Origin of the sequence: Mycobacterium paraense, assembly GCF_002101815.1 — a bacterium.
GTDB classification, from domain to species: Bacteria; Actinomycetota; Actinomycetes; order Mycobacteriales; family Mycobacteriaceae; genus Mycobacterium; species Mycobacterium paraense.
Genome location: NZ_LQPM01000016.1, coordinates 62,028 through 76,734, shown reverse-complemented (window position 1 = coordinate 76,734; position 14,707 = coordinate 62,028). Strand labels below are relative to the sequence as shown.

Annotated in this window: 15 protein-coding genes and 1 pseudogene; all 16 read left to right on the top strand. The window is 68.6% G+C overall.

All coding sequences use genetic code 11. The features are described from left to right. Window positions 1–347: pseudogene (locus tag AWB89_RS15640) on the top strand (hypothetical protein); the annotation flags it as partial. A gap of 29 nt (window positions 348–376) precedes the next feature. Beyond that, entirely contained in the window at window positions 377–1,000 is a 624-nt protein-coding gene (locus tag AWB89_RS15635) for a PaaI family thioesterase (protein ID WP_372515198.1), read from the top strand. 88 nt (window positions 1,001–1,088) lie between these two features. Continuing rightward, entirely contained in the window at window positions 1,089–1,808 is a 720-nt protein-coding gene (locus tag AWB89_RS15630) for a trimeric intracellular cation channel family protein (RefSeq protein ID WP_241520511.1), read from the top strand. Next, a complete protein-coding gene (locus tag AWB89_RS15625; protein WP_085174865.1) occupies window positions 1,805–3,058 on the top strand; it encodes an amidohydrolase in 1,254 nt (417 codons plus the stop codon). The genes AWB89_RS15630 and AWB89_RS15625 overlap by 4 nt, the downstream gene beginning before the upstream one ends. A gap of 142 nt (window positions 3,059–3,200) precedes the next feature. After that, the gene (gene ygiD / locus AWB89_RS15620; RefSeq protein ID WP_085174863.1) at window positions 3,201–4,055 is read left to right on the top strand and encodes a 4,5-DOPA-extradiol-dioxygenase; all 855 of its coding nucleotides are present in this window, start codon (window positions 3,201–3,203) and stop codon (window positions 4,053–4,055) included. A 174-nt stretch (window positions 4,056–4,229) separates the two neighbouring features. Further along, window positions 4,230–4,802 (top strand): NADPH-dependent FMN reductase, encoded by a 573-nt coding sequence (locus tag AWB89_RS15615; protein WP_085104320.1) that lies wholly within the window; start codon window positions 4,230–4,232, stop codon window positions 4,800–4,802. A gap of 198 nt (window positions 4,803–5,000) precedes the next feature. Continuing rightward, a complete protein-coding gene (thrS, locus tag AWB89_RS15610) occupies window positions 5,001–7,067 on the top strand; it encodes a threonine--tRNA ligase (protein ID WP_085104322.1) in 2,067 nt (688 codons plus the stop codon). After that, the gene (locus AWB89_RS15605) at window positions 7,060–7,629 is read left to right on the top strand and encodes an ATP adenylyltransferase (RefSeq protein ID WP_085104324.1); all 570 of its coding nucleotides are present in this window, start codon (window positions 7,060–7,062) and stop codon (window positions 7,627–7,629) included. Before thrS ends, AWB89_RS15605 begins: the two co-directional genes overlap by 8 nt. Further along, entirely contained in the window at window positions 7,626–8,258 is a 633-nt protein-coding gene (gene pgsA / locus AWB89_RS15600) for a phosphatidylinositol phosphate synthase (protein ID WP_085174861.1), read from the top strand. The genes AWB89_RS15605 and pgsA overlap by 4 nt, the downstream gene beginning before the upstream one ends. After that, window positions 8,255–9,181 carry a phosphatidylinositol mannoside acyltransferase gene (locus AWB89_RS15595; RefSeq protein ID WP_241520510.1) on the top strand — a complete coding sequence of 309 codons (927 nt, stop codon included), beginning with the start codon at window positions 8,255–8,257 and terminating at the stop codon, window positions 9,179–9,181. Before pgsA ends, AWB89_RS15595 begins: the two co-directional genes overlap by 4 nt. After that, complete coding sequence (locus tag AWB89_RS15590; RefSeq protein WP_085174859.1) at window positions 9,181–10,317, top strand: glycosyltransferase family 4 protein; 1,137 nt, start codon at window positions 9,181–9,183, stop codon at window positions 10,315–10,317. Before AWB89_RS15595 ends, AWB89_RS15590 begins: the two co-directional genes overlap by 1 nt. Beyond that, on the top strand, window positions 10,317–11,354 hold the full coding sequence (locus AWB89_RS15585) for an NUDIX hydrolase (protein WP_085174857.1): 1,038 nt from the start codon (window positions 10,317–10,319) through the stop codon (window positions 11,352–11,354). Before AWB89_RS15590 ends, AWB89_RS15585 begins: the two co-directional genes overlap by 1 nt. Before the next feature lie 45 nt (window positions 11,355–11,399). Next, a complete protein-coding gene (gene pdxS, locus AWB89_RS15580; RefSeq protein ID WP_085104332.1) occupies window positions 11,400–12,311 on the top strand; it encodes a pyridoxal 5'-phosphate synthase lyase subunit PdxS in 912 nt (303 codons plus the stop codon). A 9-nt stretch (window positions 12,312–12,320) separates the two neighbouring features. Continuing rightward, window positions 12,321–13,157 (top strand): acyl-CoA thioesterase II, encoded by an 837-nt coding sequence (gene tesB / locus AWB89_RS15575; RefSeq protein ID WP_085104334.1) that lies wholly within the window; start codon window positions 12,321–12,323, stop codon window positions 13,155–13,157. Then, the gene (gene pdxT, locus AWB89_RS15570) at window positions 13,154–13,750 is read left to right on the top strand and encodes a pyridoxal 5'-phosphate synthase glutaminase subunit PdxT (RefSeq protein WP_085104336.1); all 597 of its coding nucleotides are present in this window, start codon (window positions 13,154–13,156) and stop codon (window positions 13,748–13,750) included. The genes tesB and pdxT overlap by 4 nt, the downstream gene beginning before the upstream one ends. A 184-nt stretch (window positions 13,751–13,934) precedes the next feature. Further along, a complete protein-coding gene (locus AWB89_RS15565; protein ID WP_067882173.1) occupies window positions 13,935–14,690 on the top strand; it encodes a YebC/PmpR family DNA-binding transcriptional regulator in 756 nt (251 codons plus the stop codon). The last annotated feature ends 17 nt before the right edge of the window (window positions 14,691–14,707 follow it).

Below are 14,707 nucleotides of genomic sequence, written 5' to 3'. Positions count from 1 at the left end.
GCGGGGGCGGCGGCGGAGCGGGCGGCGCGGGAGCCACCGCCGGTACCGGCGGTGACGGCGGCGGCGCTGACAGCCCGACCGTCGGTTACTTCGGCGGGATTGGCGGCGTCGGCACCGGCAGCGTTGTCGGCGGCGGCGGCGGGGGCGGGTCGATCGCCGGCACCGCCACGTTCGACGGCCAGGGCTCCAACGGCAGCAATGGCGCCTCCGGCGGCGCGGGCGGTGCCGGCGCCCACGGCAACACTTACTCCAACAGCGGCGGCTATGGCGGCGCGGCCGACGTCGGCGGAGGCGGCGGCTTGGCTTATGCGCTGTCCAGCGCGGGCGGGCAAGGCCAGAACTCTTAGCCCGAGGGTCCTCCCGATACGGTGTCCTGGTGGCCGGCGACCATCACAGACACCCCGGCGGCGGATTCAACCCTCCGGATCCGACGACCAAGGGCGGTCCCGACTACGGCCGGTTCATCGAGGCCGTGCGCAAGCTTCAGGACCACGCCCGCGCCGTCGACGCTCCCGACGAGGTGATCACCGAGGCCGCGGACCAGTTGGAGAAGCTGTCGGCGTTGCTGGCTCCCTTCGACACCGACGAATGGGAGTCGCCGTCCGGGCGCCGGATGGATTTGCCCATGCGCGGCAACATCCTGAGCATCCCGATGAAGGCGAGCAAGGGTGAGGACGGCCGCATCCACGGCTGGGCGCGCTTCCGGCGGTATCACCTGGGCCGCAACGGCGCAGTGCACGGCGGGGCTCTGGGGATGCTGTTCGACAGCGTGCTCGGGCTGACCTCCTCGGTGATCACCGGGGGGCCCCGCCAGCGCACCGCCTACCTCAAGATCGACTACCGCCACATCGTGCCGATCGAGAAGGAATTGCAGTTCGACGCGGGAATCGACCGGGTGGACGGGCGCAAGATCTTCGTGTCGGGCCGGCTGCGCGACGGCGACACCCTGCTGACCGAGGCGGACGCGCTGTTCGTGCGGCTCAAGCCTGGCCAGCCCTGAGGGGGCCCCGGCCGATCGCAGCCGAACGATTCAACGCCCTAGGGGGCGAGCGGGAGGCGCCCGCACCCTGGCGGGTATCCGCTGGGCGATGCGAGGCAACGAGCTGAAAGGAATTGTTGATGTGGCCATCGCCGAGCTGACACAGACGGACTTGTACCGTGCGATCGACCTGACCGGTGTACTAGGCAATGCGTTGTTGGGCGGTGTGGTCGCGCGCAGAGGCAAATTGGATCCCGTAGGCTTCGCCGCGCTCGCTGTTTTGTCGGGTCTTGGGGGCGGCATGATCCGCGACACCTTGCTACAGCGCGGAACCCCGGTAGCGCTCACCGATTACGCCTACCTGTTGACCGCACTGGTGGGAGCGGCGATAGCGTTCGTGTTCCGGGTCGAGGGTCGATTGTGGAATCGGGCATGGCCGATCGTGGACGGGTTGGCGCTGGGTTGCTGGGCGGCGACCGGTGCGCACAAGACGCTCGCCATGGGGCTTGGCTGGTTGGCCGCGCTGCTGCTCGGCACGATCTCGGCAGTCGGTGGGGGCGTTACCCGAGACATTGTGATGCGCCGTGTGCCGGGAATCTTCGGTGGCAACACCTTGTACGCCACTTGTGCGCTCGCTGCGAGCGCCGTGCTGGTGATCTTCAACTACCGAAACTATCCGACGCCGGGACTGTTAGTCGGAACGTTGACCGGAACGGTGTTGTGCTGGTTGTCCCAGTGGCGAGGCTGGATGCTGCCGGCCGCCGACACCTGGTCTCCGGCAACGCTTTTCCTCAGGCATCGCCGCAACAGAAGAGGACTTGAGAGATGAACGTTGACGCGACGGTCCTTGCCGGCCTCGCCGACGTCCGTGGCTGGCAGGAGGACTTCTACCGCAACCTGCACCAGCACCCGGAGCTGTCGCACCGAGAACACAACACAGCCGCAGCGACGGCAAAACGGTTGCGCGGCTTCGGTTACGACGTGCACGAGGGCGTCGGCGGCACCGGCGTCGTCGGGATCCTGCGCAACGGCGACGGTTCCACGGTGCTGCTACGCGCCGACATGGACGCCCTGCCGGTGCGCGAAGACACCGGGCTGCCGTATGCCAGCACCGTCACGGCCATGGATGCGAACGGCAACGCAGTGCCGGTGATGCACGCGTGCGGGCACGACGTTCACGTGACCTGTCTGCTCGGCGCGGCCGCACTGCTCGCCGGGGCGCGCGCGCACTGGCGCGGCACCGTGATCGCACTGTTCCAACCGGCCGAGGAAGTCGGTGACGGCGCCCAGTGCATGGTCGACGATGGGCTGGCGAAGTTGGTCGTCCACGCCGATGTCGCCCTCGCCCAGCATGTGCTGCCGTTTCCAGCCGGGCGGGTCGCCACCCGACCTGGTCCCGTCCTCGCAACCGCCGACAGTATGCGCATCGCCGTTTACGGCCGCAGTGGTCACGGCTCCATGCCTCAGGCGACCGTCGACCCCGTGGTGCTCGCGGCCATGATAGTGATCCGGCTGCAGACCGTCGTCTCCCGTGAGGTCGCGCCAACCGATCCCGCGGTCTTAACAGTCGGCAGGATCGAGGCCGGAGCCAAGAGCAACGTCATCGGCGACCGCGCTGTGCTGGAACTGAACCTGCGCACCTACAGCGAGCGGACCCGGACCAAGATGATCGATGCGATCCGACGCATCGTGACCGCCGAATGCCAGGCCTCAAACTCCCCGAAAGACCCTGAATTTGAGCTCTTTGACCACTACCCGGCGACCGACAACGACCCAGCGGCCACCGGACGGGTGCGCGCCGCGTTCGACGGTATTTTCGGCGACCGGGCGGGGGACCTTCCGCTGCAGACCGCGAGCGAAGACTTCAGCGACATCCCCAACGCGCTCAGTGCCCCGTACTGCTATTGGGGTATCGGCGGAATCGATCCCGACACCTATCACAAAGCCGACTTGGCGGCCCGCGTCAGCGAGGACATACCCGTCAACCATTCGGCGACGTTCGCTCCTGTCATTCAGCCCACCCTCGACACCGGGACCCAAGCGCTGACGGTCGCAGCGCTTGCCTGGCTCGCGCCGTAATCGTTGCCTGCCTCGCCCGCGGATACGCGGTCGGTGGGCTAGCACTTATGACCGCGCACCGAATGATATTGGACATCAGTGCCTTTGGCGGGCAGCCGGACAACGACATGCTTGGCGAGTAGAAAGAGGTATGGCTCCTGCAATGCCTGCGGCGTTCATCGGCCATGGCAGCCCGATGAACGCGATCGAAATCAACCGATACACGTCGAAGTGGAAAGCGTTCGGACAAGCAGTGCGGCGCCCTCGCGCCATTCTGGTGGTCAGCGCGCATTGGTACATCAATGCGACGGCTGTTACCGCCATGCCGTGGCCCCGCACGATCCACGATTTCTACGGGTTCCCGCGGAAGTTGTTCGATGTGCAATACCCGGCGCCCGGCCTACCCGGCCTCGCCGATGAAATCTGTGAGCTAGCACAGCCCGCTTGGGTCGGCGCAGATCTGGATAGCTGGGGTCTGGATCACGGTGCGTGGTCGGTGCTGGTGCACGCATTCCCCGACGCTTCCATTCCGGTCGTCCAGCTATCGATCAATGCCGACAAGCCGCTGGGCTACCACCTGGCCTTGGGCGCCAAGCTGGCCCCGCTGCGAGAGCGTGGCGTGCTCGTGCTCGCCAGCGGCAATGTCGTCCATAACCTGCGCGTGATGGACTGGGACCTCGGTGACTTCGGCTACGACTGGGCCAAACGGTTCGATGAGGACGCGAAAGCGTTGATGTTGTCCGATCCCGCCGACGCGGCGCGGCTCGAGGGCCACAGCTTTTATGGTGTTGCCGTCCCGACTCCGGACCATTTCATACCGTTGCTGTACTTCGCTGGACTGGCCGGCGTCGCGTCAACCAAGCTCGATCAGCTCGACGTCCTCGTCGACGGGTACACATACGGATCGCTCTCGATGACCTCCTACACGCTGGGACTAAGTTGTGCCCGCGTCGCGGGTGACCAGTTCGGCGCGCAGGGCGCGCCGCCGGATTTTCCCGCCGACGCCGCCAACATCTGAGCCCGCCGCAGTGACGGAAAAGCATTGCCAGCAGGACGGTTGGCGCCGACGATGCTGGGTAGTCGATCGCCATCGACCGATGAGGAGCAATGGTGACCTTGATCACGGCCGATTCCCTGACCGTCGGCGGGACACCGTCATGCCAAAAGCCATCTCCGGGAGGTAGGTGACGCGGTGAGCGGCTATACGGTCGGCTACATCATCGGTAGCTTGTCGGCCGAGTCCATCAATCGCAAATTGGCCAAGGCGTTGATCCGCTTGGCCCCCGAAAGCCTGACGTTCGTCGAGATCCCGATCCGGGATCTGCCCGTGTATAACCGCGACTTCGACACCGATTATCCGCCGGAGGGACGCGCGCTCAAGGAGGCGATTGCCGCGGTGGACGCGGTGCTGTTCGTGACGCCGGAGTACAACCGCAGTATCCCGGGCAGCTTGAAGAATGCCATCGACTGGGCCAGTCGCCCATGGGGGACGAACTCATTTTCTCGAAAACCGTCGGCAGTTATCGGCACGTCGCCCGGCAAGATCGGCACCGCAGTGGGCCAGCAACACCTGCGCAGTGTGCTCGGCTATTGCGATGCACCGCAGATGACCGCCCCCGAGGCCTACATCGAATTCACCGCCAACCTGATCACCGATCATGGTGAGGTCACGAATGCAAGCACTGAGCAGTTCCTGAGCAGATTTATCTACGCATTCGCGGACTTCATAAACCACGTCCTTTCAGTGTCACCAGGCAGCGGCTGACCGAGCGCCTAGCCGGGCGCGGCGCACCATCGTCCTGGCGGAAGGGGCCGCCCGGGTGAGCTCATACGTTCCCGCCCATTTGGCGCCCCGCGAGGGTGCTCACAGCTTGATTGGGGATGGCTACTCGACGGCCATGCTTGACTGTCGACCGCCCCGATAGCATGGTCGTCGACCCATCGAGCCTTGGAGACCGCCACAATGACCCCCGCCGTACAGCCCGATCCCGCAGCCCCGATCCGGGTGCCCGCCGGGACCACGGCGGCCGCCGCGGTCGGCGAGGCCGGGCTGCCGCGCCGCGGCGCACCCGACGCGATCGTGGTGGTGCGCGACGCCGAGGGCAAGCTGCGTGACCTGAGTTGGGTGCCCGACGCCGACGCCGAGGTCGTCCCCGTGGCGGCCAACACCGACGAGGGCCGCAGCGTCATCCGGCACTCGACCGCGCACGTGCTGGCCCAGGCCGTCCAAGACCTGTTCCCGCAGGCGAAATTGGGCATCGGGCCGCCGATCACCGACGGCTTCTACTACGACTTCGACGTGGCCGAGCCGTTCACGCCGGAGGATCTGGACAAGCTAGAAAAGCGGATGCGCCAGATCGTCAAGGACGGTCAGCTGTTCGACCGCCGGGTCTACGAGTCCAAGGACGCCGCGCGCGCCGAGCTGGCCGGCGAGCCCTACAAGCTCGAGCTCGTCGACGACAAGTCCGTCGGAACCGAGTCGATGGCGGAAATAATGGAGGTCGGCGGCGACGAGCTCACCGCCTACGACAACCTCAATCCCCGCACGCGGGAACGGGTTTGGGGTGACCTGTGCCGGGGCCCGCACATCCCGACCACCAAGCACATCCCGGCGTTCAAGTTGACCCGCAGCTCCGCGGCCTACTGGCGAGGCGACCAGAACAACGCCAGCCTGCAGCGCATCTACGGCACCGCGTGGGAGTCGCAGGAGGCCCTCGACCGCCACCTCGAGCTGCTCGAGGAGGCCCAGCGCCGCGACCACCGCAAGCTGGGCTCCGAGCTGGACCTGTTCAGCTTCCCCGACGAAATCGGTTCGGGCCTGGCGGTTTTCCACCCCAAGGGCGGCATCGTGCGCAGGGAGCTGGAGGAGTACTCGCGGCGCAAGCACATCGAAGCGGGCTACGAATTCGTCAACACCCCGCACATCACCAAGGCGCAGCTGTTCCACACCTCGGGCCACCTGGACTGGTACGCCGACGGCATGTTCCCGCCGATGCACCTCGACGCCGAGTACAACGACGACGGGACGGTGCGCAAGCCGGGCCAGGACTACTACCTCAAGCCCATGAACTGCCCCATGCACACGCTGATCTTCGCCTCGCGCGGGCGGTCGTATCGCGAACTTCCGTTGCGGCTCTTCGAGTTTGGCACCGTGTACCGCTACGAGAAGTCCGGCGTGGTGCACGGGCTGACCCGGGCCCGCGGGTTCACCATGGACGATTCACACATCTTCTGCACCCGCGAACAGCTGCACGACGAGCTGGCGTCGCTGCTGCGGTTCGTGCTCGAGTTGCTCAGCGACTACGGGCTGGAGGACTTCTACCTGGAGCTGTCCACCAAGGACCCCGAGAAGTTCGTCGGCTCCGACCAGATGTGGGAGCAGGCCACCAACTCCCTGGCCGAGGTGGCGGCGGAGTCCGGCCTGGAGCTGGTGCCCGACCCCGGCGGGGCGGCGTTCTACGGCCCGAAGATCTCCGTGCAGGCCCGCGACGCGCTGGGCCGCAGCTGGCAGATGTCGACCATCCAGGTGGACTTCAACTTCCCGGAGCGCTTCGATCTCGAGTACACCGCGCCGGACGGGTCCCGCCAGCGCCCGGTGATGATCCACCGCGCGCTGTTCGGGTCGATCGAGCGGTTCTTCGGCATCCTGACCGAGCACTATGCGGGCGCGTTCCCGGCGTGGCTGGCGCCGGTCCAGGTGGTCGGCATCCCGGTCGCCGACGAGCACGTGTCCTACCTGGAAGGCGTTGCGGCGCAGCTGAAGTCGCACGGTGTGCGGGTCGAGGTGGACGCCAGCGACGACCGGATGGCCAAGAAGATCGTCCACCACACGAGCCAGCGGGTGCCGTTCATGCTGCTGGCCGGCGACCGTGACGTGGCCGCGGGTGCGGTGAGCTTTCGCTTCGGCGACCGCACGCAGATCAACGGCGTGGCCCGCGACAGCGCGGTCGACGCCATCGTCAAGTGGATCGCCGATCGCGAAAACACCGCTCCCAGCGCCGAATCGCTGAAAGTGGCCGGCGGTGGGTGACGAGCAGCGCGACGACACGATCCTCGACCGGGGCGTGGGCGAGCAGGACCACCTGCAGCGGTTGTGGACGCCGTACCGGATGAACTACCTGGCCGAAGCGCCGATGAAGCGCGGCCCCAATTCCTCAGGCAAACCCGATCAGCCGTTCAGCGAGATCCCGCACCTGTCCGACGAGGACGGCCTGGTGGTGGCCCGCGGCGAGCTCGTCTACGCCGTGCTCAACCTGTACCCATACAACCCCGGGCACCTCATGGTGGTGCCGTACCGGCGGGTCTCGGAGCTGGAAGACCTGACCGACGCGGAGAGCGCGGAGCTGATGTCGTTCATGCAGAAGGCGATTCGCGTCATCAAGAACGTGTCGCGGCCGCACGGCTTCAACGTCGGCCTCAACCTGGGCACCTCGGCGGGCGGCTCGCTGGCCGAGCACCTGCACGTGCACGTCGTGCCGCGCTGGGGCGGCGACGCCAACTTCATCACCATCATCGGCGGGTCGAAGGTGATCCCGCAGCTGCTGCGCGAAACCCGCCAGCTGCTGGCCACGGAGTGGGCAAAACAGTCATGAGCAAAATGCCGTTCCTGTCGCGGGCGGCGTTCGCCCGGCTCACCACCCCGACCGCCCGGGCCTGCCTGCGGGTGGGACTGACGCCGGACGCCGTCACGATCCTGGGGACCGTCGTCGCGGTGGCGGGGGCACTGACGCTGTTCCCGATGGGCAAGCTCTTCGCCGGCACGCTGGTGGTCTGGTTCTTCGTGCTCTTCGACATGCTCGACGGCGCGATGGCCAGGGAGCGCGGTGGCGGCACCCGCTTCGGCGCCGTGCTCGACGCCACCTGCGACCGGGTCAGCGACGGCGCCGTGTTCTGCGGCCTGTTGTGGTGGGCCGCCTTCGGCCTGCACGACGAACTGCTGGTCGCGGCGACGCTGATCTGCCTGGTCACCTCGCAGGTGATCTCCTACATCAAGGCCCGGGCCGAGGCCAGCGGGCTGCGCGGCGACGGCGGCATCATCGAGCGGCCCGAACGGCTGATCATCGTGCTGGTCGGCGCCGGCGTGTCCGATTTCCCGGTCGTGCCGTGGCCGCCGGCGCTGCCGGTGGCGATGTGGCTGCTGGCGGCGGCCAGCGTGGTCACCTGCGTGCAGCGGCTACACACGGTGCGCACGTCCGCCGGCGCGACGGAGCCGATGCCGTGATCGGGGATCTGGCCCGCTTCACCCGCGGCGCGGCGACCGACTGGGCATACGCGACCGGCTGGATGGCCGTGCGGGCGATGCCGGAGTTCGCGGCTCGCAACGCTTTTGGCGCGGGGGCGCGCTACGCCGCCCGCAACGGCGGCCCGCAGCAGTTGCGCAAGAACCTGGCCCGCGTCATCGGCGTGCCGCCGGCGGACGTGCCGGACGAACTGATGCGCGCCTCGCTGGCCTCCTACGCGCGGTACTGGCGGGAGGCGTTCAGGCTGCCGACGATGAACCACGCGGTGTTGGCCCGGCGGCTCCACGAATCGTTCCAAGGCTTCGAGAATCTGGACGCTGAGATGGCCGCCGGCCGCGGGGCCGTGGTAGCCCTGCCGCACAGCGGCAACTGGGATATGGCCGGGGTATGGGCGGTGCACAGGTACGGCGCGTTCACCACCGTCGCGGAGCGCCTCCAGCCCGAGTCGCTGTACCGGCGTTTCATCGACTACCGCGAGGGTCTCGGCTTCGAAGTGTTGCCGCTGTCCGGCGGTGACCGGCCCGCCTTCGAGGTGCTCTGCGAGCGGCTCCGAGATGGCGGCCTGGTGTGCCTGATGGCCGACCGCGACCTCACCCGCACCGGGGTCGAGGTCGACTTCTTCGGTGAGGCGACCCGGATGCCGGCCGGGCCGGCGAAACTCGCGATCGAGACCGGGGCCGCCCTGCTGTCGAACCATTCCTGGTTCGAGGCCGACGGGGGCTGGGGCTTCACGGTCCAGCCGGCGCTGGATTGCAGCAGCGGCGACGTCCGCGCCATCACCCAGGCGCTGGCCGATCAGTTCGCCGCGGGCATCGCCGCCCACCCCGCGGACTGGCACATGATGCAGCCGCAGTGGCTGGCCGACCTGTCCGACGAGAAGCAGGCGAGGCTGAGGGCGACCTGATGCGGATCGGGATGGTCTGTCCGTACTCGTTCGACGTGCCCGGCGGGGTGCAGTCCCACGTCCTGCAGCTGGCCGAGGTGATGCGCGCCCGTGGGCACGACGTCAGCGTGCTCGCGCCGGTCTCGCCGCACGCGTCGCTGCCCGACTACGTGGTGTCCGCGGGCAAGGCCGTCCCGATTCCCTACAACGGGTCCGTGGCCCGGCTGCGGTTCGGCCCGGCCACCCACCGCAAGGTCAAAAAGTGGCTCGCCGACGGCGATTTCGACGTCCTGCACCTGCACGAGCCCAACGCGCCCAGCCTGTCGATGCTGGCCCTGAACATCGCCGAGGGCCCGATCGTGGCGACGTTCCACACGTCGACCACCAAATCGCTGACGCTGACCGTCTTCCAGGGCATCCTGCGGCCGATGCACGAGAAGATCGTCGGCCGCATCGCGGTGTCCGACCTGGCCCGGCGCTGGCAGATGGAGGCGCTGGGCACCGACGCGGTGGAGATCCCCAACGGGGTCGACGTCGAGGCCTTCGCGTCGGCGCCGCCGCTGGACGGCTATCCGCGGCCGGGCAAGACGGTGCTGTTCCTGGGGCGCTACGGCGAGCCCCGCAAGGGCATGGCGGTGCTGCTCGAGGCGCTGCCCCGCGTGGTCGAGCGCTTCGGAGATGTCGAGCTGCTGATCGTCGGTCGCGGCGACGAGGACGAATTGCGCGCCCAGGCAGGCGAAATGACGCGCTACCTCCGTTTTCTTGGCCAGCTGGACGACGCGGGCAAGGCGTCGGCGCTGCGCAGCGCCGACGCCTACTGCGCGCCCAACACCGGCGGGGAGAGCTTCGGGATCGTGCTGGTCGAGGCGATGGCCGCGGGCACTCCCGTCGTGGCCAGCGATCTGGACGCTTTCCGGCGCGTGTTGCGCGACGGTGAATGCGGGCGGCTGGTGCCGGTCGACCCGCCGGAGTCCCAGGCCGCCGCGCTGGCCGACGCGCTGATCGAGGTGCTGGACGACGACGCGCTGCGCGAGCGCTACGCGGCGGCCGCCTCGGCCGCGGTGCACCGCTACGACTGGTCGGTGGTGGCCAGCCAGATCATGCGCGTGTACGAGACGGTCGCCGGTTCGGGCGCCAAGGTGCAGGTGGCCGGCTGATGACGTGGGCGATCGTCGCCATGACGGCGCTCGGCGTCCTGCTCGTCCTGCTGGGCGTGTGGGCGTACCGGACGGCGAACCGCCTGGACCGGCTCAACGTCCGCTACGACCTGTCGTGGCAGGCGCTTGACGGGGCGCTGGCGCGGCGGGCGGTGGTGGCGCGCGGCGTCGCGATCGACGCCTACGGCGGCGCGCCCGAAGGCCGTCGGCTGGCGGTGCTGGCCGACGCCGCCGAGGGCGCCGCCCGGCCCGAGCGCGAGCGCGCGGAGAACGAGCTGTCGGGCGCGCTGGCCGTGGTGGATCCGGCGGCGGTGCCCGCGGGCCTGATCGCCGAGCTGGCCGACGCCGAGGCCCGCGTGGTGCTGGCCCGCCGCTTCCACAACGACGCCGTTCGGGACACCCTGGCGCTGGCCGAGCGACCTCTGGTGCGCGCCTTCCGGCTCGGCGGAACCGCCGCGCTGCCAAGCTATTTCGAGATCCTCGAGCGCCCCCACGCGCTGGCGCACGGCGGGGCGGGCGTGCCGAGCCACCGCACCTCGGCGCGGGTGGTGCTGCTCGACGAGACCGGCGCCGTGCTGCTGCTGTGCGGATCCGACCCGGCGAACCCGGCGTTTCACGACGGGGCCGCGCCCCGGTGGTGGTTCACCGTGGGCGGCGAGGTGGGCAGCGGCGAACGGCTGGCCGAGGCCGCCGCGCGGGAACTGGCCGAAGAGACCGGCCTGCGGGTCTCGCCGGCGGACATGGTCGGCCCGATCTGGCGGCGCGACGAGGTCTTCGAGTTCAACGGCTCGCTGATCGACAGCGAGGAGTTCTACCTGGTCCACCGCACCCGCCGGTTCGAGCCGGCGCTGGCGGGGCGCACCGAGCTGGAACGCAGCTACATCCACGGCGCGCGCTGGTGTGACGCGAATGACATCGCCGCCCTGACCGCGGCCGGCGAGCAGGTCTACCCGCTGCAACTGGGCGAACTGCTGCCCGCGGCCAACCGGCTGGCCGACGGCGAGACAAACCCCGGCCTGCTCGAGTCGATCCGCTGATCGGAAGAAAACCCGCTTGTCGCTGACCATTAGAGTGGAAGCGCAATGAACGAAGACAAGAAGCCGGTGGAGCCGGCGGTGACGGGCACGGCGCGGGTCAAGCGCGGCATGGCCGAGATGCTCAAGGGCGGCGTCATCATGGATGTCGTCACCCCCGAACAGGCCCGGATCGCCGAGGGCGCCGGCGCCGTCGCGGTGATGGCGCTGGAGCGGGTGCCCGCCGACATTCGCGCCCAGGGCGGCGTGTCGCGGATGAGCGACCCCGACATGATCGAGGGCATCATCGCCGCCGTGACCATCCCAGTGATGGCCAAGGCGCGCATCGGGCATTTCGTCGAGGCGCAGATCCTGCAGAGCCTCGGGGTGGACTACGTCGACGAATCCGAGGTGCTGACCCCGGCCGACTACACCCACCACATCGACAAGTGGAAGTTCACCGTGCCGTTCGTGTGCGGCGCGACCAACCTCGGCGAGGCGCTGCGGCGCATCAGCGAGGGCGCGGCCATGATCCGCTCCAAGGGCGAGGCCGGCACCGGCGACGTCTCCAACGCCACCACGCACATGCGGGCCATCAGCGGCGAGATCCGCCGCCTGACGTCGCTGTCCGAGGACGAATTGTACGTTGCCGCAAAGGAATTGCAGGCCCCCTACGAGCTGGTCGTCGAGGTGGCCCGGGCCGGCAAGCTGCCGGTCACGCTGTTCACCGCCGGCGGCATCGCCACCCCCGCGGACGCGGCGATGATGATGCAGCTCGGCGCCGAGGGCGTGTTCGTCGGCTCGGGCATCTTCAAATCCGGTGCGCCCGAGCACCGCGCCGCCGCGATCGTCAAGGCCACCACCTTCTACGACGACCCCGACGTGCTGGCCAAGGTGTCGCGCGGGCTGGGCGAGCCGATGGTGGGCATCAACGTCGAGCAGATCGCGCAGCCGCACCGCCTCGCCGAACGCGGCTGGTAAGAACAGTCCGTGGCGATCGAAGAGATCCTTGATCTCGAGCAACTCGAGGTCAACATCTACCGCGGGCGGGTGTTCAGCCCGGAGTCGGGATATTTCCAGCGCACGTTCGGCGGTCACGTGGCGGGGCAGTCGCTCGTCTCGGCGGTGCGCACCGTGGACCCGCACTACCAGGTCCACTCGCTGCACGGTTACTTCCTACGGCCCGGGGACGCCAACGAGCCCACGGTGTTCATCGTGGAGCGCACCCGCGACGGCGGCTCGTTTGCCACGAGGCGCGTCAACGCCATCCAGCACGGGGAGATCATCTTCAGCATGGGGGCGTCCTTCCAGACCGACCAGGAGGGCATCCACCACCAGGACCCGATGCCGCCCGCGCCGCCGCCCGACGGCCTGCCCGGCCTCGACTCGATCAAGGTGTTCGACGACGCCGGGTTCAAGCAGTTCGAGGAGTGGGACGTGTGCATCGTGCCCCGCGACCAGCTGCAGCTCTCGCCGGGCAAGGCCTCCCAGCAGCAGGTGTGGTTTCGCCACCGCGACCCGCTGCCCGACGACCCGGTGCTGCACATCTGCGCGCTGGCCTACATGAGCGACCTGACGCTGCTGGGGTCGGCGCAGGTAACCCACCTCGACGTGCGCGAGCACCTGCAGGTGGCGTCGCTGGACCACGCGATGTGGTTCATGCGCGCGTTCCGGGCCGACGAGTGGCTGCTGTACGACCAGTCGTCGCCGTCGGCCAGCGGCGGGCGGTCGCTGTGCCAGGGCAAGATCTTCACTCAGACGGGCGAGATGGTCGCGGCCGTCATGCAGGAGGGGCTGACCCGCTATAAGCGGGGTTATCAACCGTGAGCGCCCCACGCATCGGGGTGCTGGCGCTGCAGGGCGACACCCGCGAGCACCTGGCGGCGCTGCGCGAGGCGGGGGCCGAGTCGATGCCGGTGCGCCGCCGCGAGGAGCTCGACGCGGTGGACGGGCTGGTGATCCCCGGCGGCGAATCCACCACCATGAGCCACCTGCTGCTCGACTTCGAGCTGCTCGAGCCGCTGCGCCGGCGGCTGGCCGAGGGACTGCCGGCCTACGGCGCGTGCGCGGGCATGATCCTGCTGGCCAGCGAGATCCTCGACGCCGGCGCCAGGGGTCGGCAGGCGCTGCCGCTGCGGGCGATCGATATGACGGTGCGGCGCAACGCCTTTGGCCGGCAGGTCGACTCGTTCGAGGGCGACATCGACTTCGCGGACCTCGACGAGCCGGTGCGTGCGGTGTTCATCCGCGCCCCTTGGGTGGAGCGAACGGGGGAGGGCGTGCGGGTGCTGGCCCGAGCGGCCGGCCACGTCGTCGCCGTGCGGCAGGGCCCGATGCTGGCGACGGCGTTTCACCCCGAGATGACCGGCGACCGTCGCATCCACCACCTGTTCGTCGACATCGTCCGGGGCGAGGCGTAGGTCAGGTCTGCCGACAGCCGTTGTCGCTGTGAGGCGGGCACAAAGGGTGCCGGTCGCTTTCTTGTGACGCCTGTGGCCAAGGAGACCCCCGGGGAGCGCGGGGGCAATCGGCATCCACTGCCCACGTAGACTCGTCTGGCGAGTTATCGAGCAACAGCATGCAAAAGAAGAGGTAGAAACACCGATGAGCGGCCATTCCAAGTGGGCCACCACCAAGCACCAGAAGGCCGTCAAGGACGCGCGCCGCGGCAAGGAGTTCGCCCGGCTGATCAAGAACATCGAGGTCGCGGCCCGCACCGGCGGCGGTGATCCGGCCGGCAACCCGACGCTCTACGACGCGATCCAGAAGGCCAAGAAGACGTCGGTGCCCAACGACAACATCGAGCGCGCCCGCAAGCGCGGCGCGGGCGAGGAGGCCGGCGGCGCCGACTGGCAAACCATCACCTACGAGGGCTACGCGCCCAACGGTGTGGCGGTGCTGATCGAGTGCCTGACCGACAATCGCAACCGCGCCGCCAGCGAGGTGCGGGTCGCGATGACGCGCAACGGCGGCACCATGGCCGACCCGGGTTCGGTGGCCTACCTGTTCTCCCGCAAGGGCGTGGTGACGCTGGAGAAAAACGGCCTGACGGAAGACGACGTGCTGACCGCGGTGCTCGACGCGGGCGCCGAAGACGTCAACGACCTGGGCGACAGCTTCGAGATCATCTCCGAGCCGACCGATCTGGTCGCGGTGCGCACCGCGCTGCAAGACGCCGGCATCGACTACGAGTCGGCCGAGGCGAGTTTTCAGCCGTCGGTCAGCGTCCCCGTCGACGTCGACGGCGCCCGCAAGGTGTTCAAGCTCGTCGACGCGCTGGAGGACAGCGACGACGTGCAGAACGTCTACACCAACGTCGACCTTTCGGACGAGGTGTTGGCCGCCCTCGACGAGGAGTAGCGGCAAGGTGTAGGGCC